This is a genomic window from Actinopolymorpha rutila (genome assembly GCF_013407855.1).
Lineage (GTDB): Bacteria > Actinomycetota > Actinomycetes > Propionibacteriales > Actinopolymorphaceae > Actinopolymorpha > Actinopolymorpha rutila.
Window position 1 is genome coordinate 1366210 of record NZ_JACBZH010000001.1, and the last position, 19913, is coordinate 1386122.

The window sequence follows — 19913 nt, forward strand, 5'->3', positions numbered from 1 at the left end:
CAGGACTGCCCTGGCGTGGACGGTACCGCCAGGCCCACGCGGATGAGACCTGCGACAACCGGTTCGCAGGAGTATGGTCCCGCCCATGTCCCGGCCCCCGGCAGACGTCGGCCCCCGGACGTGCCTGCCAGCCGGGCCGTCCGGAGGCTCGTCAGCCGTTCGCCCGACGCCGGCGCAGGGCGCGTACGGCGCGGACAACGCGAAGCGGGAGCAGTCCGACAAGCGGGGCGCGCCGGCCAAGATCCGCACTGTCCTCACGGTCGAAGGCCGCGGCGTACCGACCCGCGTCGGCGGCGGTGGGGTAGCGCTTGCTGCCGGCGTTGCCACAACCGCGTTGGCACCGCCAGACCATGGTCTCCCCCTCGGCGGAGAAGCGGTACCGATGGCCGAGGACCCGACAGCGCAGCATGACGGCGCATCCTACGGCGCCACCTGGGCGTACGCCATTTCGCCGCGGGGAAGTCCGCCGGCGCGTGCCGAGCATCTCACCGCGCGTCCCATCCGCCTTCCCTGAGCGAAACGGACTGCCCATGTCGTCAACCACGTTGGACACCATTCGAACCCGGGTCCCGGCCCGGCTCGACCGCCTGCCATGGTCGCGTTTCCACTGGCGGGTGGTGATCGGCCTCGGCACCGTGTGGATCCTCGACGGGCTCGAGGTGACGATCGTCGGCTCGGTCGCCTCCCGCATGATCGAGAAGGGCAGTGGGATCCACCTCACTGCCGGCGACATCGGAACCGCCGCCGCGATCTACGTCCTGGGCGCCTGCCTGGGTGCGTTGTTCTTCGGTCAGCTCACCGACCGGTTCGGGCGCAAGAAGCTCTTCCTGCTCACGTTGGGCGTCTACATCGTCGCCACGGTGGCCACGGCGTTCGCGTTCGCGCCGTGGTACTTCTTCCTGGCCAGGTTCTTCACCGGCATGGGTATCGGCGGGGAGTACTCCGCGATCAACTCAGCGATCGACGAGCTCATCCCCGCCCGCAACCGCGGGCAGACCGACATCGCCATCAACGGCAGCTACTGGGTCGGCTCCGCGCTCGGCAGCCTGGCCGCGATCGTTCTGCTCTCCGACCTCTTCGCCACCGACCTGGGCTGGCGGCTGGCGTTCGGGGTGGGCGGCATCTTCGGCCTGGCCATCCTCGTCGTCCGCCGGCACGTACCCGAAAGCCCGCGATGGTTGTTCATCCACGGTCGGGAGGACGAGGCGGAGAAGATCGTCGACTCGATCGAACGCGAGGTCCGCGCCGAAGCCGACGAGGAACTCCCCGATCCCGGCGAGAGCATCACGGTTCGCCAGCGCAAGACCATTCCCTTCCGGGAACTCGCCAAGGTCGCGATCAAGAAGTACCCGCACCGCACGCTGCTCGGCCTGGCGTTGTTCATCGGGCAGGCGTTCCTCTACAACGCGGTCACCTTCGACCTGGGCACCATTCTCAGCACGTACTTCAAGGTCGCCTCCGGTTCGGTGCCGTTCTTCCTGGTCGTGTTCGCGGTCGGCAACTTCCTCGGTCCGCTGTTGCTGGGAAGGCTTTTCGACACTGTCGGGCGTAAGCCGATGATCGCGGGAAGCTACCTCGGCGCCGCCGTGGTGACGGCCGTGGTCGGCTTCCTGCTCCTGAGCAACTCGCTGAACTCCGTGTCGTTCATCGTGCTGCTGGCGTTCGGGTTCTTCATCGCCTCGGCCGGCGCCAGCTCGGCGTACCTCACGGTCAGCGAGATCTTCCCGATGGAGACCCGGGCGCTCGCGATCGCGTTGTTCTACGCGGTCGGTACGGCGATCGGCGGCATCACCGGGCCGCTGCTGTTCGGCCAGTTCATCCACAGCGGCAACCTCGGGCTGGTGGCGCTGGGCTTCTTCATCGGCGCCATCGCGATGGCCTTCGGTGGCGTGGCCGAGCTGGCGTTCGGAGTGCGCGCCGAGCAGCAGTCCCTGGAGAACATCGCCCGTCCGCTCACCGCGGAGGATCCCGACGAAGGTGCGGGTGCGGGAGAGCAGGAGGAAGCAGGAGCGGAGAACGACGAGCGGGCGAGGGCGCGAGCAGCCGAGGCCGAACGCGACGAACGCATCGCCCGGCGGTCCGAACGCCTGCGCACGCAGCGATACCGCCCCGGCCCGGGTACGTCGTTCTACTCGCCCGGCATGCACGCCTCCGGAGCCTCGCCGAGCCAGAGCCGGGTGGCCGGAGAACGCGCCCTCGACGAGGAGGTCGCCCGGATCGCCAACCTGGTACGCGAACGCGGGACGATCGACCGGGAGACGCTGTTCCGTGAACTCGGCGCCCGCCGGTGGGGCCCCCGCCGGTTCGACGCCGCGCTGCGGACCGCCGTCACCGAGGGTGTCATCCGGCCGACGGGCCGGCGGCAGTTCGGCCCGCCCGAGGATCAGTAGCCGCGTTCCACCTCGACCAGCCCGACCAGCTCCTCGCCCGCGACATAGCGGCGGACGTTCTCGTACACCCGCGTGGTGAGTCCGGGAATGAGCAGGCTGGGCGGGTTGGCCGAGTGGGGCGTGATCAGCGCGCGCGGCTCGTCCCACAGTGGGTGCCCGTCCGGCAGCGGCTCGGGGTCGGTGACGTCCAGGCCGGCCCCGGCGATGGTGCCAGCCCGCAGGGCCTCGACCAGCGCGTCGGTGTCGATCAGCGAGCCCCGGGCGATGTTGACCAGCCAGGCGTGCGGCTGCATCAGCTTCAGCTCCCGGGCGCCGATCAGGTGCTTGGTCTCGGCCGTCGAGGGGGCGCCGATCACGACCACGTCGGAGGCGGTGAGTACGTCGTCCAGCCGGTCCGGGGTGTAGGTCTCCGCGGCACCCGGCACCGGCGTGCCCGACCGGGTGATCGCGAGCACGCGTACCCGCAGCGGCTCCAGCATCCGGATCAGCGCGCGGCCGATCCCGCCGCAGCCCACGATGCCGACCGTGGAGTCCAGCAGAGTGCCCGACCGCACGTCGGTCCAGGTGCGCTCACCGGCGAGCGTGTGCAGCCGACGTACGCCGGCGAGCATGAGCGCCAGCGTGTGCTCGGCGACACCGTCGGCGTAGCTGCCGACTGCGCAGGTGTAGACCTTGCCGGAGGTGAAGATGCCGGCCCGGAACCACGACTCGATGCCGGCCGACGGAAGCTGCACCCACCTGATCCCGTCGTGGTCGACGTCCTTGAACTGGTCCGGCGAGCCGCCCCACCACACCAGTGCCTCGGCCTGCGCGGCGTCGTCGGTCACCTCGCCACCGGCCGACTTCACGGCGTCGAGGAGTTCGGGAAGCTGCTGCGGGCCGACGTAGATCTTGGGAGTACGTGCACCGGAGGTCATGCGTCCAGTATCTCCGCGCCGGTGTTTCCCGCGATCAGCGGTGCTCGGCCCACCGCCCTCGGCCCGTCCGCCGTTCTCAGCTTGCCCGCCTGGCAACGTCGTCGGCGGTGACGTCGAGCAGGAACCGCTGCGCCGGGCTGAGCCGGGCGTACGTCGTGGAACGGATGTAGGCCTTCTGGTCCAGCTGCTGGGCGAGGTCGCGGGCGCAGAACGCCATGTGCATCGCGCGCCTGGGCCGGTCGGAGCTGTTCAGCGTCCCGCCGTGCCACAGGTGGCTGTTGAAGATCACCACCGTGCCGGCGGGGGCGAGCAGCTGAACCTGGCCGGGGTGGGCATCCTTGGGGTCGGCCATCTCCGTGCCGGGAAGCTTGGCCCACCGGTGCGAGCCCGGGACCACGCGGGTGGCGCCGTTGTCGGCGGTGAAGTCGTCCAGCAGCCAGATGGAGTTGCACACGCGGTACGCACCGGGTTGGACGGGCTCGCCGTAGTCGGCGTGCAGGCCCTGGAGTCCCTTGCCCGGACGGGAGGCGCGGCTGTTGAGGGAGAACACCTTGAACTCACCGAGTACGTGCCGCATCCCCGCCAGCACCCTCGGATGGGTGAAGCAGACGTCGAACATCGGGTCCTTGTTGATCAGATCCGACAGCCGGTCCGCGCCCTCTTCCTGGTGCACCTCCAGACCGGCGCTTTCCCCTTCGGCGGCGGTGAGCTCTGCCAGCCGGGTGTTGAACGCCGCGACCTGCTCGGAGCCGAGGATGCCCGGCAGCGGGAGGAAACCGTCCCGGTCGAGCTGGTCCTTTTCCTTCGCGGACAGGGTTTCGTCGGTGACGGCGAGGTCGCCTAGTGCGGTCGCCATGTCCATGGTGCGCTCCGTTCGGTCGTGTCCCGCGCTCCATGGTTCGCCGCGTTCGGGCGGGTGTTCCACCCGTTGGCCGCCTGCGGCCGCCGCTGACCGCCTGCGGTCGCCGCGTGGCCCGAAATGGCTGACGCCGCATCCGGCCCGGGAGCCAGGGTCCGGGCCGGATGCGGCGTCGGTTCAGCAGTCCGGGCGGCCGGTCACGCCTCGGACAGGTTGTCGATCGCGGTGAGCTCGTCCGCGGACAGCTCGAAGTCGAACACGTCGATGTTGGACTCGATGCGCTCACGCTTGGCCGACTTCGGGATCACCACGACGCCGCGCTGCAGGTGCCAGCGCACGATCACCTGCGGGACGGTCTTGCCGTACTTGTCGGCGAGTCCGGTCAGCACCGGGTCGTCCAGCTTGGCGGCGCGGAACGGGCTGTAGCCCTCCACCACGACGCCGCGCTCCCGGCTGCCCTCGAGCAGTTCACGGTCGAACTGCACGGGGCTCCACTTGATCTGGTTGACCGCGGGCGTCACGCCGGTCTGCGAGGTGAGCTCGTCGATCTGGTCCAGGGAGTAGTTGCTCACGCCGATGTGGCGTACGAGCCCCTCCTTCTGCGCCTCGACGAACACCTTCCACGACTCCACGCCGGCGGTGCCGTTCGGCGGCCAGTGGATCAGCCACAGGTCGAGGTGGTCCACGCCGAGCTTGTCCAGGCTCTCCTGGAGGGTCTGCCGCTCCCGGCCGACGTGGTCCGGCGGCAGCTTGGTGGTGACGAAGACCTGGTCGCGGGGTACGCCGCTGTCGCGCAGCGCGGCGCCGACCTGGTCCTCGTTGCCGTAGCCGGTGGCCGTGTCGAGGTGACGGTAGCCGGCTTCCAGCGCCCAGCTGACGGCCTGACGGGCCTCGTCGCCGGAGAGCTGCCAGGTGCCGAACCCGATCAGGGGGATGCGGGCGTCGGGGGAGAGCGGTGCGGTGAGTTGGGAGGACAGGCCGATGTCAGTCATGCCATCGGTCCTACCCCGTGACACCCGCTGAACGCCAACCGGATGGCCCGTCAGGGGTGCGCTGGCCAGATGTGGCCGAACCGGCTCCCGGAGGTACGTTCGGAAACGTGTCCGACTCGATGTCCCAGCCTCAGTCCCTGTCCCAGCCTCAGTCCCAGTCAACAGCCGCAGCCGACCTCGCCGACGCCTCGGCGACCGGCCGGATCCCACTCTCCGTACTCGAACTCGCCCCGGTCGGTGAGGGGCAGACGAGCGCGGAGGCGCTGAACGCGGCCGCGACGCTGGCCCAGCGGGCCGAGGAACTCGGCTACCGCCGCTTCTGGGTGGCCGAGCACCACAACATGCCCGGGGTCGCGTCCACGTCACCGGGTGTGTTCATCGGGCACGTGGCCGCGCGAACCAGGAGCATCCGGGTCGGCTCGGGCGGGGTGATGTTGCCCAACCACCCGCCGCTGGTGGTCGCCGAGCAGTTCGCGATGCTGGAGGCGCTGAGCCCGGGGCGGATCGACCTCGGCATCGGCCGCGCGCCGGGCACCGACCCCGCCACCGCGGCGGCACTGCGCCGGACGAAGGAAGGACTCGGCGCCGAGGACTTCCCGCAGGAGCTCGCCGACCTGCTCGACCTGCTGGGCATCGAGGACGGCGGCGGCCGGCTCGCCCTACGGCGGATGAGCGCCACGCCCGTGGCGACCTCGGCACCCGACGTCTGGTTGCTCGGGTCCAGCGGCTACAGCGCGCAGGTCGCCGGGATGCTGGGGCTGCCGTTCGCGTTCGCCCACCACTTCAGCGCGGCCAACACCCTGCCCGCGATGGAGCTGTACCGCTCGACCTTCCGGCCGTCCGCGCGGCTGCCCGAGCCGTACGCCATGGTCACCCAGTCGGTCTACGTAGCCGACACCGCCGAGGAGGCGGAGGCGATCGCCCGGCCGGCCCGGCTGGCGCAGGTGTCGCTGTACACCGGCCGCCCGCGACGGACTCCCACGCCGGAGGAGGCCGCCGCGCACGAGTGGACCGACGCCGAGCTCCGGATCATCGAGCAGGGCCCGAGCAGGCCCACCATCGGCGACCCGAAGTCCGTGCTCGCCGAGCTCACCGGCCTGGTGACCGCCACCGGTGCGAACGAGCTGATGGTGACGACGATGACGCACGGACTGGCCGAACGCCTGCACAGCTTCGAACTGCTCGCGCAGGCCTGGCCGGGCGTAGGCGTTCAGGCCGGGCCCCGAGCCGGGTAGCCGGAGACCGGAAGCAATTGGGTTGCGCTCGGGCTCGCCGGGCCGCACGCTCCTCCCCGTGAACGACATTCGCACCGATCGCCTCCTGCTCCGTCGATGGCGGGGCGCCGACCTGGCACCGTGGGCGGAGATGAACGCCGACCCGGCCGTCCGTGAGCACCTGGGTGACCTGCTGACACCCGAGCAGAGCGCCGCCTCGGTGGAGACGTTCCAGGCAGAGTTCGACGAGCGTGGCTACGGGTGGTGGGCCGTCGAGGAACTCGCCACCGGGACGTTCGTCGGCTTCGCGGGCCTGGACCTGGTGGACGAGGACATGCCGTTCGACGGGATCGAGATCGGCTGGAGGCTCGCTCGCCCCGCCTGGGGGCACGGCTACGCCACCGAGGCCGCGTTCGCCACCCTGGCGTTCGGCTTCCGGACGCTCGCGTTGCCGGAGATCCTGGCCGTGACGACAGCCGGGAACCATCGATCGCAGGCGGTGATGCGCCGTATCGGCATGACCCGCGATCCCGCTCAGGACTTCGATGACCCGTCGGTGCCGGACGGGCCGCTGCGGCGGAAAGTGCTCTACCGGATCAGTGCCCCTGACAAGTGCCATGCCGGGGCGGCGGCGGACAGTCAGGCCGGGTAGCAGCGGACAGTCAGGCCGGGTAGCAGCGGATCTCGGCGGCCTTCACACTTGCCCAGACCCGGGCGCCCGGCTCCAGGCCGAGGTCGGCGACCGCATCGGCGGTGACGTCGGCGAGCACCGGCGGCCGACCGGTCAGGCTTACCCGCATGAGGTCTCCGTGGCGTTCGACGCCGGCGACGTCCACCTGCCAGCAGTTGCGCGGGCTGCCGCCGGGCGCGCTGCGGTACAACGCCACCGCCGACGGCGCGAACGCCACGAACACCTCGCCTGTCGCTCGGGTTCCCGCGGTCAGCTCGCCGCCGTCGGCCAGTCGTACGACACCGGCCGCGTCGGTGTGCCCGCGGAACAGGTTGAGGCCGACCAGGCGGGCGACGTACTCCGTGCGCGGCGTTCGGGCCACCTCCGCTGGTGACCCGTGCTGGGTGACCCGGCCGTTCTCCAGTACGACCAACCGGTCGGCCAGCACCATGGCGTCCAGTGGTTCGTGGGTGACGAGGACGCAGGTTCCGTCGTACGCCGAGAGGTGGCGGCGAAGGTCGGCGCGGACGTCCACCCGGGTGGAGGCGTCCAGTGCGGCGAGCGGCTCGTCCAGCAGCAGCAGGCGGGGCTTCACCGCGAGCGCCCGGGCCAGCGCGACCCGCTGCGCCTGGCCGCCGCTCAGGGCGCGCGGTCTGGCGTCGGCGACGTGGGCCAGCCCGACGCGTTCCAGCCAGGACAGGGCCGCCGCCCGCGCCGGTGCCTTCGGCACACCGTGCGCGCGGGGGCCGAACGCCACGTTGTCCAGCGCGGACAGGTGTGGGAACAGCAGGTAGTCCTGGAAGACCACGCCGATCGGGCGCTGCTCCACGCGCAGGTAGTCCCGCGTCGCCGGCCGGTCGAGTACCCGCTCGTCGAGGTGGATCTCGCCCGCGGTCAGTGGCTTCAGCCCGGCCAGTGCGCGCAGCGTCGTCGACTTGCCGGCGCCGTTGGGTCCGAGCAACGCCACCACCTCACCGGGCCCGGCGACTAGCTCGAGGTCGAGGGTGAACGTCGGCCGCCGGACGACGACGTGTGCGCGCAGGCTCATCGGGGTACCCAGCGGTCGCGCATCGCGGCGAGCACCACCACCGAGACGACGAGCAGCAGCAGGCTGAGGACGATCGCCGCATCGGGGCTGGTCTCCATCGCGACGTACACCGCGAGCGGCATCGTCTGCGTCGTGCCCGGGAAGTTGCCGGCGAACGTGATCGTGGCCCCGAACTCACCGAGCGCCCTGGCCCAGGCGAGGACCGCCCCGGCCGCGACGCCGGGGGCGACCAGGGGGAGGGTCACTCGGCGGAACGTCAGCCAGCCCGAGGCGCCGAGCGTGGCGGCGGCGTCCTCGTAGCGCCGGTCCGCCGCTCGCAGCGCACCCTCCACGCTCAGCACCAGGAACGGCGTGGCGACGAACGCCTCGGCGAGGACCACGGCCGCGGTGGTGAACGGCAGCGACAGGCCGAACCACGCGTCCAGCCACTGGCCCACCAGGCCACGCCGGCCCAGCACGAGCAGCAGCGCGACCCCACCGACGACGGGTGGCAGGACGAGCGGAACGGTCACCAGGGCGCGCGCCAGCCCGCGGCCCGGGAGCGTGCTGCGGGCGAGCACCCAGGCGAGCGGGACGCCGAGCACCAGTGCGACCAGGGTGGCGAGGGTGGCAGACAGCAGGGACAGCCGCAGCGCCTGCCAGACCTCCGGCCGGCCCAGCTCCTCGAGCAGGCTCGACCAGGGGGCGCGGACCACCAGGCCGAGCAGTGGGACGACCAGGAACGCCAGCCCGACGCAGGCGGGAACGGCGAGGACGATGGGAACCCGGGCGCGTACTCCGGTCCGGCGCTGCCCGCCGGCTGTCCTCCGGGCGGTTCGTGCGCCGTCGGCGCGGGGAGTCCGCTCGGCGGGGGAGTCGCCGCCGGAGACTGGCGGACCGGCGCCGGCGTTCGGACCGGTGCGCGGAGCGGGTCCACCGGTCCGTCGGGCCATGCCGGGATCCTATGGTCCGGCCTGCGGATCATGGTCGAGTGGTGAGCGGGTCATCCCCGCCCGTCCGGCACGGCGGAGGAGAAGGTGCGGAGCGGTGTTCTACGCGCGACGACCTCAACGCAGCCGGGCGGGGTGCGAGGGCACGCGAACCGGGGCGGATCACCCGGCGAGAGGAGGACGGGGCATCATCGAGGACATGGACGAACCCAGGCAGCCTCGCCGAGCCGGCCGACGCGCGGACGCGATCGGCCCGTTGCTGCCCGACCGAGCGGCTGAGGACGATCCGGAGCGCTGGGGCGACCGGGACGGCTCAGAGGACGACGCCGACCGCCGCCTTCGTGACGAGGTGCCGCCCCACCACGGCCAGTAGAAGCAGCCGTCGGCCAGGAGAAGCAGCCGTCACCGGGAGACCGTCGGCTGCCCCGGCGGAGTCGGCGGGAGGTCGCGGCCCCGGCTCTGGTCGCCGGCTCCGTCCGGCCGCTGTTCGCCGGCACGGCCGTCCCGCTGCTCGCGGGCCTCGGCCAGCAGGTCGCGAATGTCGCGAAGCAGCAGGATGTCCTCAGCGGGTGGAACCTCCGGGGCGGCCTCGGGATCGTGACGGTGGCGGCGCAGGGCCGCCAGCCGGTTGACCGGCACCACCACGAGGAAGTAGATCGTGGCGGCGATGATCACGAAGTTGAACACCGCGTCGATGATCAGCCCGAAGCTGAACTGCGCCTGGTGGACGGTGAAGCGTCCCACGTTGGTGAGGTCGGGCTTGCCGAAGATCGCCGCCACCAGCGGGTTGATGAAGCCGTCGAGCAGCCCGGTGACGATCTTGGTGAACGCCGCGCCCAGGACGACTGCGACCGCGAGGTCGAGGACGTTTCCACGCATCAGGAACTGTTTGAACCCCTTGAACATCGGGCTCCTTCCTCGTCGTAGCGGTCGTTGCCGGAACCTACCGCGCGCCGGTCGTGCCACATCACCCCCTGTCCGAGCCAGGTCCGAGTCAGGTCTGAGTCAGGGCCGGGGTGATCGTCAGTCGATCGTCAGGGAACCGCACGCAGCACCAGGGAGATCCGCGACGTCACCGCCGCGCGGGCAAGGTCGGCGGCGGTCTCCGCCGGCACCGCCACCACGATCAGCCCACCCTCGCCGCCGGTGTCCACCGAGCCGCCGGAGCCGAGACCGCCGAGCCCTCCGGCGCCACCGCTTTGCGCGCTGTCCGCGCCGTCACCGGTGCTGCCCGGCAGGGCGAGCACCCGGACGTGGGTGGCCACCACCCGAGCCGGGCGAGGCGCCTGGTCGACTCCGGTCTCGGCGGCCAGCAGGTCGATCCGGTCGCCGGGCCGGACGAGCGCGAGCGAACCGGGGTCGGCGACGCGTACCGGAGCGGCCACCACCTGCGTGCTGGAGCGCACCCTTGCCAGCAGGTCGGGTCCTAGCAGCCGGGCGTCGGTGAGCGGCTCACCCGCCCGGACGGGACCGGCCAGCACAGCACCGCGGCGTCCCGGCCGGCCTGCCCGCGAATCACCTGGCAGCAGGACGCCGGAGGGTACGACGTGGGGAGGGAGCGCGACCTCGTGCAGGTCACCCGCGGTCAGAGGTGCTCCGCCGGGGAGGTCGCGCGCCGCCGCCAGGACGGTGACGGTGCGCGGCGGCTCGGGTGCCAGCAGGTGCAGTGCCAGCGCCACACCCGCGGCGGCCAGCCCGGCCGCGACCAGCCGGCGATGCCGGGAGATCGCCCGGGCGACCTCTCCCAGCACCCCTCGCCGGCCGGGTCGATCACGGGCACGAGCGGGGGAGCCGGGCACGCCGGCCCGCGAGGCGGCCGAGGACAGCCCACCCGTACCGAACGGGTCGGCGGGCGAGGCATCGGTGCGCGAGGTGGGGAAGCGGCGGCGGGACATGCGAAGAGGCTAGGCAGCCCGCCCCGCCCGGAGGCGGTTGTCCACAGCCAGGGCGCTCGGAAGCGCCGAACCGCGGTCTGTGGACGAAAATCCGGCCGTCGGTTCCCGATGACGGCCCACGCAGCCGGCCCGCACAGGACCCGGACATACGAACTGCCGCCCTCGACCGAGGACGGCAGTTCGTATGTACGAACGAAACTCGCCGGCTCACACCGACGGCTGGGAAAACGAACTAGGCGGCGTTGGAGGAACCGGAGCCGCTCGCGGTGCCCGCCTTCGACCCGGAGTCCTTGCTGCCCGACCCGTTGCCCGAGCTGTCCGAGGACTTGCCCGAACCGGAGTCGGACGAGCTGCTCGCGGACTCCTTGCCGGACCCGCCGGACTCCTTGGACCCGGAGTCCTTGCTGCCGCTGCTGCCGTTGCCGGAGGCACCGGACCGCTGCTGGCTGCTGCGGCTGTCGTTGCGGTAGAAGCCGGAGCCCTTGAAGACCACGCCGACGGCGCTGAAAACCTTGCGGAGCTTGCCGCTGCAAGCGGGGCATACCGTCAGCGGGTCGTCGGAGAACTTCTGGACGGCCTCAAGCTGCTCGCCGCAGTCGACGCAGGAGTACTGATAGGTAGGCACTGCCACCCTCCATGTGCACGGTCTGAAGACCTTCGCCGGCCTCGGCGGCCCGGTCGAAGGCGGCCTGGCCAAGGCGATACCGCAGCAAAGATTAGCACTCCGAGGCAAGGACTGCTAAGCCGTCCCGGCCTCGGAGAGCGCAACCTTCACCAACCATCTCAGCCGTCAGTCGAACGCCTTCAGGTCCCGGTCGGTGGCGAACCACAGCGCCTCGGGGATCTCGAAGGTGGCGTACGAGTAGTTGCCCATCGGCAGCCAGTAGTCGTACTCCTCGACGGTCGAACCCTGCCAGACCAGCACGATCCGCCAGGTGTCGACGTAGAGCGTCCAGACCCGGCGCTTCCGGACGGCGCCCTCCTCCTCGAAGGTGTAGATCCGCTCCAGCTTGACGAGGTTGCCGAGCAGGTCGTCCTTGCGGGTCTCGACCTCGCACGCGGTCAACTGGGCCAGCCCCGCCTCGATGCCCTCACGGATCGTGTCCAGGTCCTCGGCGACCACGTGCTCGTCGAGCTTGCTGACCCACGCCGCGAAGTACGTCTTGGGGTCGTCCTCCTCGGGGGAGAACAGCACGCCCTCCCGGTCCTCGTCCAACTCGAACTGGTGCCAGTCGGACGGGAACCGGAACGAGAACCGCCCCAACGGGTCCTGGTAGGTGCTCACCCCGGTGAAACGGGGCCGCCCCTCGCGGACGGGAGTGGTCACTTCGTTGCCTCCTGCTGCCGTTGCGCCTGCTGCTTCTCCGCCTGCTTGGTCATTACCTCCGGCGCCACCGGGATCTCGGCGAGGCGGCTGGCGCCCTTGAGCTCGAGGGTGTCGGAGAAGTGACAGGCTGCCATGTGGTTGTCACCGGTGTCGCGGAGCGGCGGCTCCTCGGTCCGGCAGATGTCCTGAGCGTACGGACACCGGGTGTGGAAGTAGCAGCCGGACGGGGGGTTGGCCGGGCTGGGCACGTCACCGGTGAGCAGCGTGGGCCGGGTCCGCTTGCGCGGGTCCGGCTGCGGCAGGGACGACAGCAGCGCCTCGGTATAGGGCATCCTCGGGTTGTAGAACAGCTGGTCGGTGGTGCCGACCTCGACCACCTTTCCGACGTACATCACCGCGACCCGGTCCGAGATGTGCTCGACCACGCTGAGGTCGTGGGAGATGAAGAGGTAGGTCAGGTCGAAACGGTCCTGGAGGTCCTCCAGCAGGTTGAGCACCTGGGCCTGCACCGAGACGTCCAGCGCGGACACCGGCTCGTCACAGATGATCAGCTTGGGGTTCAGCGCCAGTGCCCGGGCGATGCCGATGCGCTGGCGCTGGCCGCCACTGAACGCGTGCGGGTAGCGGCTGGCGTGCTCGGGCCGCAGCCCGACCACGGTGAGCAGCTCGGCGATCCGGTCCCGCAACGCCCGCCCGGACAGCGTGTTGTTGATGATCATCGGCTCGGCGATGATCCGGCCGACCGTCATCCGCGAGTCCAGCGACGAGAACGGGTCCTGGAAGATGATCTGCATCTCCGGCCGGATCCGCTTCAGCGTCTTGTGGTCGGCGTCCCCGATGTTGACCTTGCCCAGCTCGGAGTGGTCGAAGACCACCGAGCCGTCGGTGGGCTCCTCCAGCCGGAGAATGGTCCGGCCGGTGGTGCTCTTGCCGCACCCGCTCTCCCCGACGACCGAGAACGTCTCGCCGCGGTTGACCGAGAGGTTGACGCCGTCCACGGCCTTCACGTGGCCGACGGTCCGCCTCAGGAAGCCCTGCTTGATGGGGAAGTGCTTCTTGAGGTCGGTGACCTCGAGCAAAACGTCGTTCACGATTCCTCCTACTTGCCCGCGGCGGCGGACGCGGACGCGGCCTCGGCAGGTGTGCTGCCCGGGTAGAGGTGGCACCGGACGTTGTGGTCGGGTTTTCCTTCCACCGGAGCCTCCACCGGCAGCACCGTGTCGCACAACCCCTTCATCGCACTTGGACAGCGCGGGTGGAAGGGACAGCCCGGAACGGTGGAGTACGGGTCGGGCACCGAGCCCTTGATGACCTCCAGCGGCGTCCCGCGGTTGACGCCGATCCGGGGGATCGACCGCAGCAGCGAGACGGTGTAGGGGTGCTTGGGGTCGTGGAAGATGTCGTCGACCGGTGCGCGTTCGACCACCCGGCCGAGGTACATGACGACCACCTCGTCGCACAGCTGCGCCACGACGCCCATGCTGTGGGTGATGAACATGATCGACATGCCGTACTCGTCCTGCAGCTCGCGCATCAGCTCCAGGATCTGCGCCTCTGTGGTCACGTCGAGGGCCGTGGTCGGCTCGTCGGCGATCAGCAGGGTCGGCGTACACGACAGGGCCATCGCGATCATCGCGCGCTGGCGCATACCACCACTGAGCTGGTGGGGGTAGCTCTTGGCGATGCGCTCGGGGTTGGGCATCCCCACCCGGCGCAGCATCTCCACGGCCCGCTTGTTGGCCTCGTTGCGGTCCGGCGTCTGGTGGAGCAGGACCGCCTCGGCGATCTGGTCGCCCACGGTGTAGACGGGGTTCAGCGAGGTCATCGGCTCCTGGAAGATCATCGAGATCTCCTGGCCGCGGATGGCCCGGATCCGGTCACCGGTCGGGTCGAGCGAGGTCAGGTCGACCACGCCCTGGGAGGTCTCGGCGGGAGCGCGCGTCGCGGTGTCGCTTCCGTCCGTCGTGCCGGCCTCGGGCGCGGCCTCCTTGACCGCGCCGGTGCGGCCGCGGTTGCGCTTGGTGGCCCGGCCACCGCCCTTCTTCTCCACGCCCGGCCGGAACAGGATGTCGCCGTTGGTGATCCGGCCCGGCCGCTCGATGATCCGCAGGATCGCACGGGCGGTGACGCTCTTGCCCGAGCCGCTCTCGCCGACGATCCCGAGTACGCGGCCACGGGGAACGTCGAACGTGACGCCGTTCAGCGCGCGTACGACGCCGATCTGGGTCGGGAACTCCACCTGCAGCTCGCGGACGCTGACGACTGCGTCCGTGGCCATCTTGGTGGAGGGGTTGCTGATGGTTGCCTCACTCATGTCGAGACCCCTGTCTCTCCTCGTTGCCGAACGAGGCCGGGACGCCAAGGTGGCGTCCCGCCTCGCTCGTGCCGCGGATGCCGATGGTGTGCGGGTACGGCCTAGCCATAGGGGTCCACCGCGTCGCGTACGCCGTCACCGAGCAGCTGGTAACACGTCACCGCGAGCACCACCGCCACGGCGGGGATGAGCATCCAGGGGTACTGCTGGACGGCCTGCACCTTCTGCGCGTCCTGCAGGAGCACACCCCAGCTGACCGCCGGCGGCAACATTCCGATGCCGAGGAACGACAGTGAGGTCTCGGCGATGATGGTGGTCGGGATCGCCAGCATGGTCACCACGACCAGGTGGCTGATCGAGTTGGGCACCATGTGGCTGAGGATGACGCGGGCGTGCCCGCTGCCCGCGGCCCGGGCCGCCGCCACGTAGTCGGCGCCGGCGTACGACATCACCTTTCCGCGGATCTGCCGGGCAAGGCCCGCCCAGCCCACCAGCGACAGGATGACGGTGATGAACAGATATCGCTTGGTCACCGTCATGTCGCGGGGAAGGATCGCCGCCAGCATCGCCCACAGCGGCAGCGTCGGGACCGAGAGGATGATCTCGATGATGCGCTGCAACACGTTGTCCACGAGGCCACCGAAGTAGCCGGAGATCGTGCCGATGATCGCGCCCAGGATCGTGCCGATTCCGACCCCCACCAGGCCGATGGTCAGGGAGACCCGCGAGCCGATGATCGTTCGGCTGAAGATGTCCCGGCCCTGGTCGTCGGCGCCCCAGAGGTAGATGGTGTTGGACTTGTTCACCCCGAACAGGTGGGTGGTGGTCGGGATGAGACCGAAGATCTTGTAGTCGGTGCCCTTGGTGAAGAAGCTGATCGGCGTCGCCTTGTTGCAGTCGGTCTTGTACTCCCAGGTGAACGTGGACTTGTTCAGCGTCTGGGCCACCCCGCAGACGGCCGGGCCGCCCTTCCAGGTGAGCTTGGCCGGTGACGCGTTGGCCCGGTCGGAGTTGACCGCGTTGGCGTCGTACGGGGCGAGGAACGGCGCGAACAACGCGATGCCGTACATCACCAGCAGTACGATCCCGCCGGCCACCGCGAGCTTGCTCTGCTTGAAGCGTCGCGCCATCAACCGCCACTGGGGGATCTCGCCGACGTCGGAGCCCTTCTCGGCAGGCGCCTCGTGCCCTTGGGAGATTGGTTCTTGCAGAATCGCCATCAGTGGCGCCCTCTCACTCGGCGGACCGGGCCCGGGGGTCGACCCAGGCCAGTGCGATGTCGGCGAGCAGGTTGCCGACGATCAGCAGCATCGACAAGAACATCAGCAGCGTGGCCGCGAGGTACATGTCCTGGTTCAGCAGCGCCTGCAGGTACAGCGGTCCGGTGGTGGGCAGGTTGAGCACGATGCTCACGATCGCCTCACCGGAGATGAGGACCGGCAACGTCGTACCCAGCGCCATGATCAGTGGGTGCACGGCGTTGCGGGCGGCGTGTTTCCAGATCACCCGGCGTTCCAGGACGCCCTTCGCGCGGGCGGTCTGGACGTACTGCTGGTTCAGGACGTCCAGCAGGTTGGCCCGCATCACGCGGGTGAGCCAGGCGGTACTGCTCGCGGAGATGACGACCAGCGGGATCCACAGGTGCTTGAGGAAGTCGACGAACTTCGCGCCGCTCCACGGGGCGTCCTGGTACTGCGCGGAGAACAACCCGCCGACGTCGGCCCCCAGGAATCTCGCGGCGAACACGAGGACAACCAGGGCCAGCAGGAACTCCGGCACGGCCACGCCCATGAACTGGAACAGGGTGATGATGTAGTCGGGTAAGGAATATCGATGGGTCGCTGAGTAGACCCCGATGGGTATGGCTATCAACCAGGCGATGATGAGCGCCCCGCCGGCGAGCATGACCGACAGGCCGAGGCGACCCCAGATGAGGGTGTTCACCGGCTGCCGGTAGGTGAACGACTGACCGAAGTCGCCCTTCACGAAGCCGCCGATCCACTTGCCGTACTGAACCATCACCGGGTCGCCCAGGCCGTAGCGCGTCTTGAGAGCGTCGATCTGGTCCTGCGACACGTTGTTGCCGATACTGCGCAGTCGCTGGATCTCGGCCGTCAGTGCGTCTCCGGGCGGCGCCTGGATCATCACGAAGCTGACGATCGAGATGATGAAGAGCGTGAGGATCATGTAGAGCAAACGCCGAGCAATGAATACGACCATCTGTGCGTCTCCCGATCAGTCGATCCCGGTGGGGCGGGGCGCCAGGAATGGGTGGGGTGCCGGCCGGCACCCCACCCATCCGTGTGCGCCTTAGACCTTGTGCTGGTCGGGCTTGTCCCAGTAGAAGGTCTCGGGGTCATAGACGGCCGGCGTGGGGTGGATCCACGGGTTGACGAAGCCACCCTGGGCGAGGTTCTCCCTCTTCGGGATGTTCATCAGTCCCTGCCGGGCCAGCACCACCTGCGGGGTGTTGGCGACCGAGCCCTGGAAGAACGGACCGTACTTGATGTGGATCTTGATCATCTCCCACACCATCTGGGTCCGCTTCATCTCGTCCGGCTCGACCTTGGACTTGTCGTAGATCTTCCACAGCTGGTCGATCGGGCCGCCCTTCTCGGGCTCCATCCGCGGCGGCGTCCGCTTGAACGGGTCGACGTTCAGCTGCTTGCCCTCGTCGGGCGTGCCGATGACGTTGTACCAGGAGCCTTCGAGCGGGCAGTACCGGCTGTTCTCGATCGGCACCAGCCACTGCGGGTAGACGAGGTGGTTGGGACCGTCACCGACCTCCCACGCCGTGTTCGACGTGAGCTTGCCGTTGTTCCACAGGTCGCCCCATCCCTGCGGCGCGACGGGGTTCTGCTGGGCCTTGATGCCGATGGCCTTCCAGTCCCGCTCGAGGTAGGAGTTCTTCTGCTTGTGGTCGTCGGTGGTGTCGGCCGGGAAGTCCAGTGTGAACTTCAGCTTGCTCCCGTCGGGGAACTCGCGGTAGCCGTCACCGTCCTTGTCGACGACCCCGATCTCGTCCAGCAGCTTCTTGGCCGCCTCCGGGTCGTACTTCAGCGCGGAGTCCCGCCACTGCTGGTAGACCTGCTTGCCCTGGTCGTTGACCTTGTATTCCTTGGCCTTCGGGCTCAGCGTGCCGGTCGTCTGCTCACCGGTGTTGAAGTAGATCGCCTTCTGCATGTCGGCCCGCTTGGTCGCCATCGACAGCGCCTTGCGGAACTTCGGCTCGCGGATGAGCTTGCGGAGCTTCGGGTCCTTGTGGTCGTAGTTGAAGAAGAACACCGACCCGGTGCCCGACCCGCCGTCCCACAGCAGGACGTCCAGCTTGGACGTCTTCTGCGACTGCTTCATCGCCGAGACGTCCGGCAGCGCGACACCGAAGAACGGGCCGTGCACGTAGTCGAGCTTGCCCTGCTGCATCTGCAGCTTGCCGACCTGCTTGTCCTGGACGACCGACATGTTGAGGGTGTCGACGTACGGGAGCTGGTCGCCGTTCGGCATGACGCAGTGGTAGTAGGGGTTGCGCTCCCAGACGATGGAGCGCCCCTCCTTCTGGGACTTCAGCATCCACCCGGTCATCGTGGGGCACTTCGGGTTGCGGGAGAAGTCGACGTTGGTCTCGAACAGTCCGCCGGCGGAGGCCCAGCTCTTGCCGACCTTCTTGTTGTACTTCGGGTGGTACTGCTTGGCGAAGTGCGCCGGCACCATCCACTTGGGGCCGTTGCCGTTCGTGCCCTTCACCCACATGGCCAGCCGGTCGGCGGTCAGCGGTGCGGGGGCGTCGAACTTCATCGAGAGGGTGTTCGCGTCCACCGCGCTCAGCGTGGCGACCTTGCCGGTGCCGGACTTGCACTCGTCCGGCGGGGTCTCGCTGTGGTCGGTGTTGAGCACCAGGTCGGTCCACCAGAACATGATGTCGTCGGTGGACCAGGGGTGCCCGTCCGACCAGCGCAGGCCCTTGCGGAAGTGCAGGGTCCACTCGCTCGCGTCGGCGTTGTGCTCCCAGGACTCGACCAGCCCACCGGTGATGGCCAGACCGTCGTTCAGCCACCGCAGCAGCGTGTGGCCGTACATGTACTCCTTGTTGGAGGCGTCGATCGCGCCACCGGTGGCGGAGGGGCTGATCATCATCAGGTCGCCGCCGTACTGGCCCGGCTTGACCCACTTGTGAGGAATGACGAAGGGGTTCTCCGGCAGCCGCTTCTCGATCGCGTCCAGCTTGCCGGCCTTGACCTGCTCGGCGAGCAGCGGAGATTCCTGGAACTTCGACGGCTTGGGAAGCGCCTTGGTGTTCGACCCCTTGCCGCCCGCGGCGGCACCCCCGCCGCCCGACTGCTTCTTGGGGCCGCCACCGGAGGTCGAGCCTCCGCCGCTCGAACACGCGCCGAGCATGACGCCACCCGCGGCGGCGGCGGACCCGTACAGGAACGTCCGCCGGTTGAGCATGGCCTTTCCGGTCATCTGATCTGTGCCCTTTCCATCAAGGCGCTGCGGGCCGGCATCCCGAAGGACCGCCGGACGTTGCCGACTGGCCGGACCCGAAGTGATTCAGTACCGCGCGATCCCACCGCAGGACGATCCGAACGCCCCGGTCGCGTGAGTACGTGTGCGCGTTGTGCAGTGGTTGAGGGAGCGCCAACGCAGACGCTCCCCGGTATCACGACGCCGCAGGGGCCGGCGGCCTCTGCGGGCCTGGTCTTCGGCGTCGTGAAGTTGATCATGCCCGGCTCGCCGAGGTGTCGGGCCCTGCGCCTTGACGCGGGCCCCACGGTGCGCAGATGGCAGCACGGCACTGGCGGGGAGCATCCCCCCGCAGAACCCGCGTTGCGTGCTGGTGAATTGTCATCGTTTTGCGACCGTCTCGTTACCTCTTCCGGACACTGCACGTCAGGCCTCCCAAGTCGGAGACCTACGCGTAATTTCGGGCATGTTAATGCCGCCCGGGGCGGGGTTCCAAGAGGCTGGAACAAACTAAACGTCAGAATGTGGAAGGAACTACAACGGGTTGTCGTGGGAATGCGCTACGTGCTGGAATCGATCCCACATCCGCCCCGTCCGGAGCCCCGCCGGGCCGTCGAGAACTGGTGAAGTGTCTGCTTGTACCGCTCGCAAGCTCTGTGGTGCAAGGGGTGTGGGCGAAGATCTTGGCCGGTCCCGGTCGGAGGTGGGCGGCCACCGTTCGGGTCCGGGATGTCGCGGATGTGGCTCTACGTTCACCTCTTGACGGCGGCGTGGGGGAGTTGTGCCATACTTCCGCGACCGACGGCGCCCGGAGGCTATTCTTCGAGCGGCCTGATTTCGTCGTTGCTCAATTGTGCTGCCGTTTTTTTGTTTATTTGACGGCGGCCATTAGTG

19 protein-coding genes are annotated in these 19913 nt (G+C 69.3%); 4 read left to right on the forward strand and 15 right to left on the reverse strand.

The window, feature by feature from the left end:
* Window positions 1-151: 151 nt before the first annotated feature.
* Window positions 152-409: a hypothetical protein gene (locus F4554_RS06000; RefSeq protein WP_179786459.1), complete on the reverse strand. Its 258-nt coding sequence runs from the start codon at window positions 407-409 to the stop codon at window positions 152-154.
* A gap of 121 nt (window positions 410-530) precedes the next feature.
* On the opposite strand from F4554_RS06000, the gene F4554_RS06005 reads away from it, so the two are divergent.
* Complete coding sequence (locus tag F4554_RS06005) at window positions 531-2390, forward strand: MFS transporter (RefSeq protein ID WP_179786460.1); 1860 nt, start codon at window positions 531-533, stop codon at window positions 2388-2390.
* Here the strand turns inward: F4554_RS06005 and F4554_RS06010 are convergent.
* From F4554_RS06010 to F4554_RS06020, 3 genes are all read right to left on the reverse strand, one after another.
* Window positions 2384-3307, reverse strand: a complete 924-nt coding sequence (locus F4554_RS06010) for a D-isomer specific 2-hydroxyacid dehydrogenase family protein (RefSeq protein ID WP_179786461.1) — start codon at window positions 3305-3307, stop codon at window positions 2384-2386. The two genes, F4554_RS06005 and F4554_RS06010, sit on opposite strands and share 7 nt — an antisense overlap.
* 76 nt (window positions 3308-3383) lie before the next feature.
* Window positions 3384-4163, reverse strand: coding sequence for a phytanoyl-CoA dioxygenase family protein (locus F4554_RS06015; protein WP_238341227.1), 780 nt, complete (start codon window positions 4161-4163; stop codon window positions 3384-3386).
* Window positions 4164-4363: 200 nt separating this feature from the next.
* A complete protein-coding gene (locus F4554_RS06020) occupies window positions 4364-5158 on the reverse strand; it encodes an aldo/keto reductase (RefSeq protein ID WP_179786463.1) in 795 nt (264 codons plus the stop codon).
* A gap of 107 nt (window positions 5159-5265) precedes the next feature.
* On the opposite strand from F4554_RS06020, the gene F4554_RS06025 reads away from it, so the two are divergent.
* Together F4554_RS06025 and F4554_RS06030 are read left to right on the forward strand one after the other, a co-directional pair.
* The gene (locus F4554_RS06025) at window positions 5266-6393 is read left to right on the forward strand and encodes an LLM class flavin-dependent oxidoreductase (protein WP_337795895.1); all 1128 of its coding nucleotides are present in this window, start codon (window positions 5266-5268) and stop codon (window positions 6391-6393) included.
* 58 nt (window positions 6394-6451) lie between these two features.
* Window positions 6452-7024 carry a GNAT family N-acetyltransferase gene (locus tag F4554_RS06030; RefSeq protein WP_179786464.1) on the forward strand — a complete coding sequence of 191 codons (573 nt, stop codon included), beginning with the start codon at window positions 6452-6454 and terminating at the stop codon, window positions 7022-7024.
* Between the two features lie 10 nt (window positions 7025-7034).
* Here F4554_RS06030 and F4554_RS06035 read toward each other — a convergent pair whose 3' ends face one another.
* Window positions 7035-8090: an ABC transporter ATP-binding protein gene (locus tag F4554_RS06035; RefSeq protein ID WP_179786465.1), complete on the reverse strand. Its 1056-nt coding sequence runs from the start codon at window positions 8088-8090 to the stop codon at window positions 7035-7037.
* Entirely contained in the window at window positions 8087-9022 is a 936-nt protein-coding gene (locus F4554_RS06040) for an ABC transporter permease (RefSeq protein WP_179786466.1), read from the reverse strand. Before F4554_RS06040 ends, F4554_RS06035 begins: the two co-directional genes overlap by 4 nt.
* Window positions 9023-9218: 196 nt before the next feature.
* Here F4554_RS06040 and F4554_RS06045 point away from each other — a divergent pair, with 196 nt between their 5' ends.
* A complete protein-coding gene (locus tag F4554_RS06045) occupies window positions 9219-9392 on the forward strand; it encodes a hypothetical protein (protein WP_179786467.1) in 174 nt (57 codons plus the stop codon).
* 29 nt (window positions 9393-9421) lie between these two features.
* Here the strand turns inward: F4554_RS06045 and mscL are convergent, their stop codons facing one another.
* The 9 genes from mscL to F4554_RS06090 all read right to left on the reverse strand — a co-directional run bounded on the left by mscL (window position 9422) and on the right by F4554_RS06090 (window position 19019).
* Window positions 9422-9925 (reverse strand): large conductance mechanosensitive channel protein MscL, encoded by a 504-nt coding sequence (gene mscL / locus F4554_RS06050; protein WP_179786468.1) that lies wholly within the window; start codon window positions 9923-9925, stop codon window positions 9422-9424.
* 128 nt (window positions 9926-10053) lie between these two features.
* Window positions 10054-10914 carry a Flp pilus assembly protein CpaB gene (cpaB, locus tag F4554_RS06055; protein ID WP_179786469.1) on the reverse strand — a complete coding sequence of 287 codons (861 nt, stop codon included), beginning with the start codon at window positions 10912-10914 and terminating at the stop codon, window positions 10054-10056.
* A gap of 232 nt (window positions 10915-11146) precedes the next feature.
* The gene (locus tag F4554_RS06060; protein WP_179786470.1) at window positions 11147-11539 is read right to left on the reverse strand and encodes an FmdB family zinc ribbon protein; all 393 of its coding nucleotides are present in this window, start codon (window positions 11537-11539) and stop codon (window positions 11147-11149) included.
* Window positions 11540-11704: 165 nt separating this feature from the next.
* Window positions 11705-12241, reverse strand: coding sequence for a hypothetical protein (locus F4554_RS06065; protein WP_179786471.1), 537 nt, complete (start codon window positions 12239-12241; stop codon window positions 11705-11707).
* Window positions 12238-13332, reverse strand: a complete 1095-nt coding sequence (locus F4554_RS06070; RefSeq protein WP_179786472.1) for a dipeptide ABC transporter ATP-binding protein — start codon at window positions 13330-13332, stop codon at window positions 12238-12240. Before F4554_RS06070 ends, F4554_RS06065 begins: the two co-directional genes overlap by 4 nt.
* 8 nt (window positions 13333-13340) lie before the next feature.
* Window positions 13341-14555, reverse strand: coding sequence for an ABC transporter ATP-binding protein (locus F4554_RS06075; RefSeq protein ID WP_179786473.1), 1215 nt, complete (start codon window positions 14553-14555; stop codon window positions 13341-13343).
* A gap of 101 nt (window positions 14556-14656) precedes the next feature.
* Window positions 14657-15775, reverse strand: a complete 1119-nt coding sequence (locus F4554_RS06080; RefSeq protein ID WP_179786474.1) for an ABC transporter permease — start codon at window positions 15773-15775, stop codon at window positions 14657-14659.
* Between the two features lie 13 nt (window positions 15776-15788).
* A complete protein-coding gene (locus F4554_RS06085) occupies window positions 15789-16775 on the reverse strand; it encodes an ABC transporter permease (protein ID WP_179786475.1) in 987 nt (328 codons plus the stop codon).
* A 90-nt stretch (window positions 16776-16865) separates the two neighbouring features.
* The gene (locus F4554_RS06090; protein WP_179786476.1) at window positions 16866-19019 is read right to left on the reverse strand and encodes an ABC transporter substrate-binding protein; all 2154 of its coding nucleotides are present in this window, start codon (window positions 19017-19019) and stop codon (window positions 16866-16868) included.
* Between the last annotated feature and the right edge of the window lie 894 nt (window positions 19020-19913).

Coding starts and splice junctions, on each gene's coding strand:
- F4554_RS06075 (WP_179786473.1), bottom strand. CDS start 14,555: ATGAGTGAGGCAACCATCAGCAACCCCTCCACCAAGATGGCCACGGAC.
- F4554_RS06085 (WP_179786475.1), bottom strand. CDS start 16,775: ATGGTCGTATTCATTGCTCGGCGTTTGCTCTACATGATCCTCACGCTC.
- F4554_RS06090 (WP_179786476.1), bottom strand. CDS start 19,019: ATGACCGGAAAGGCCATGCTCAACCGGCGGACGTTCCTGTACGGGTCC.
- F4554_RS06000 (WP_179786459.1), bottom strand. CDS start 409: ATGCTGCGCTGTCGGGTCCTCGGCCATCGGTACCGCTTCTCCGCCGAG.
- F4554_RS06045 (WP_179786467.1), top strand. CDS start 9,219: ATGGACGAACCCAGGCAGCCTCGCCGAGCCGGCCGACGCGCGGACGCG.
- F4554_RS06010 (WP_179786461.1), bottom strand. CDS start 3,307: ATGACCTCCGGTGCACGTACTCCCAAGATCTACGTCGGCCCGCAGCAG.
- F4554_RS06035 (WP_179786465.1), bottom strand. CDS start 8,090: ATGAGCCTGCGCGCACACGTCGTCGTCCGGCGGCCGACGTTCACCCTC.
- F4554_RS06080 (WP_179786474.1), bottom strand. CDS start 15,775: ATGGCGATTCTGCAAGAACCAATCTCCCAAGGGCACGAGGCGCCTGCC.
- cpaB (WP_179786469.1), bottom strand. CDS start 10,914: ATGTCCCGCCGCCGCTTCCCCACCTCGCGCACCGATGCCTCGCCCGCC.
- mscL (WP_179786468.1), bottom strand. CDS start 9,925: ATGTTCAAGGGGTTCAAACAGTTCCTGATGCGTGGAAACGTCCTCGAC.
- F4554_RS06020 (WP_179786463.1), bottom strand. CDS start 5,158: ATGACTGACATCGGCCTGTCCTCCCAACTCACCGCACCGCTCTCCCCC.
- F4554_RS06040 (WP_179786466.1), bottom strand. CDS start 9,022: ATGGCCCGACGGACCGGTGGACCCGCTCCGCGCACCGGTCCGAACGCC.
- F4554_RS06005 (WP_179786460.1), top strand. CDS start 531: ATGTCGTCAACCACGTTGGACACCATTCGAACCCGGGTCCCGGCCCGG.
- F4554_RS06015 (WP_238341227.1), bottom strand. CDS start 4,163: ATGGCGACCGCACTAGGCGACCTCGCCGTCACCGACGAAACCCTGTCC.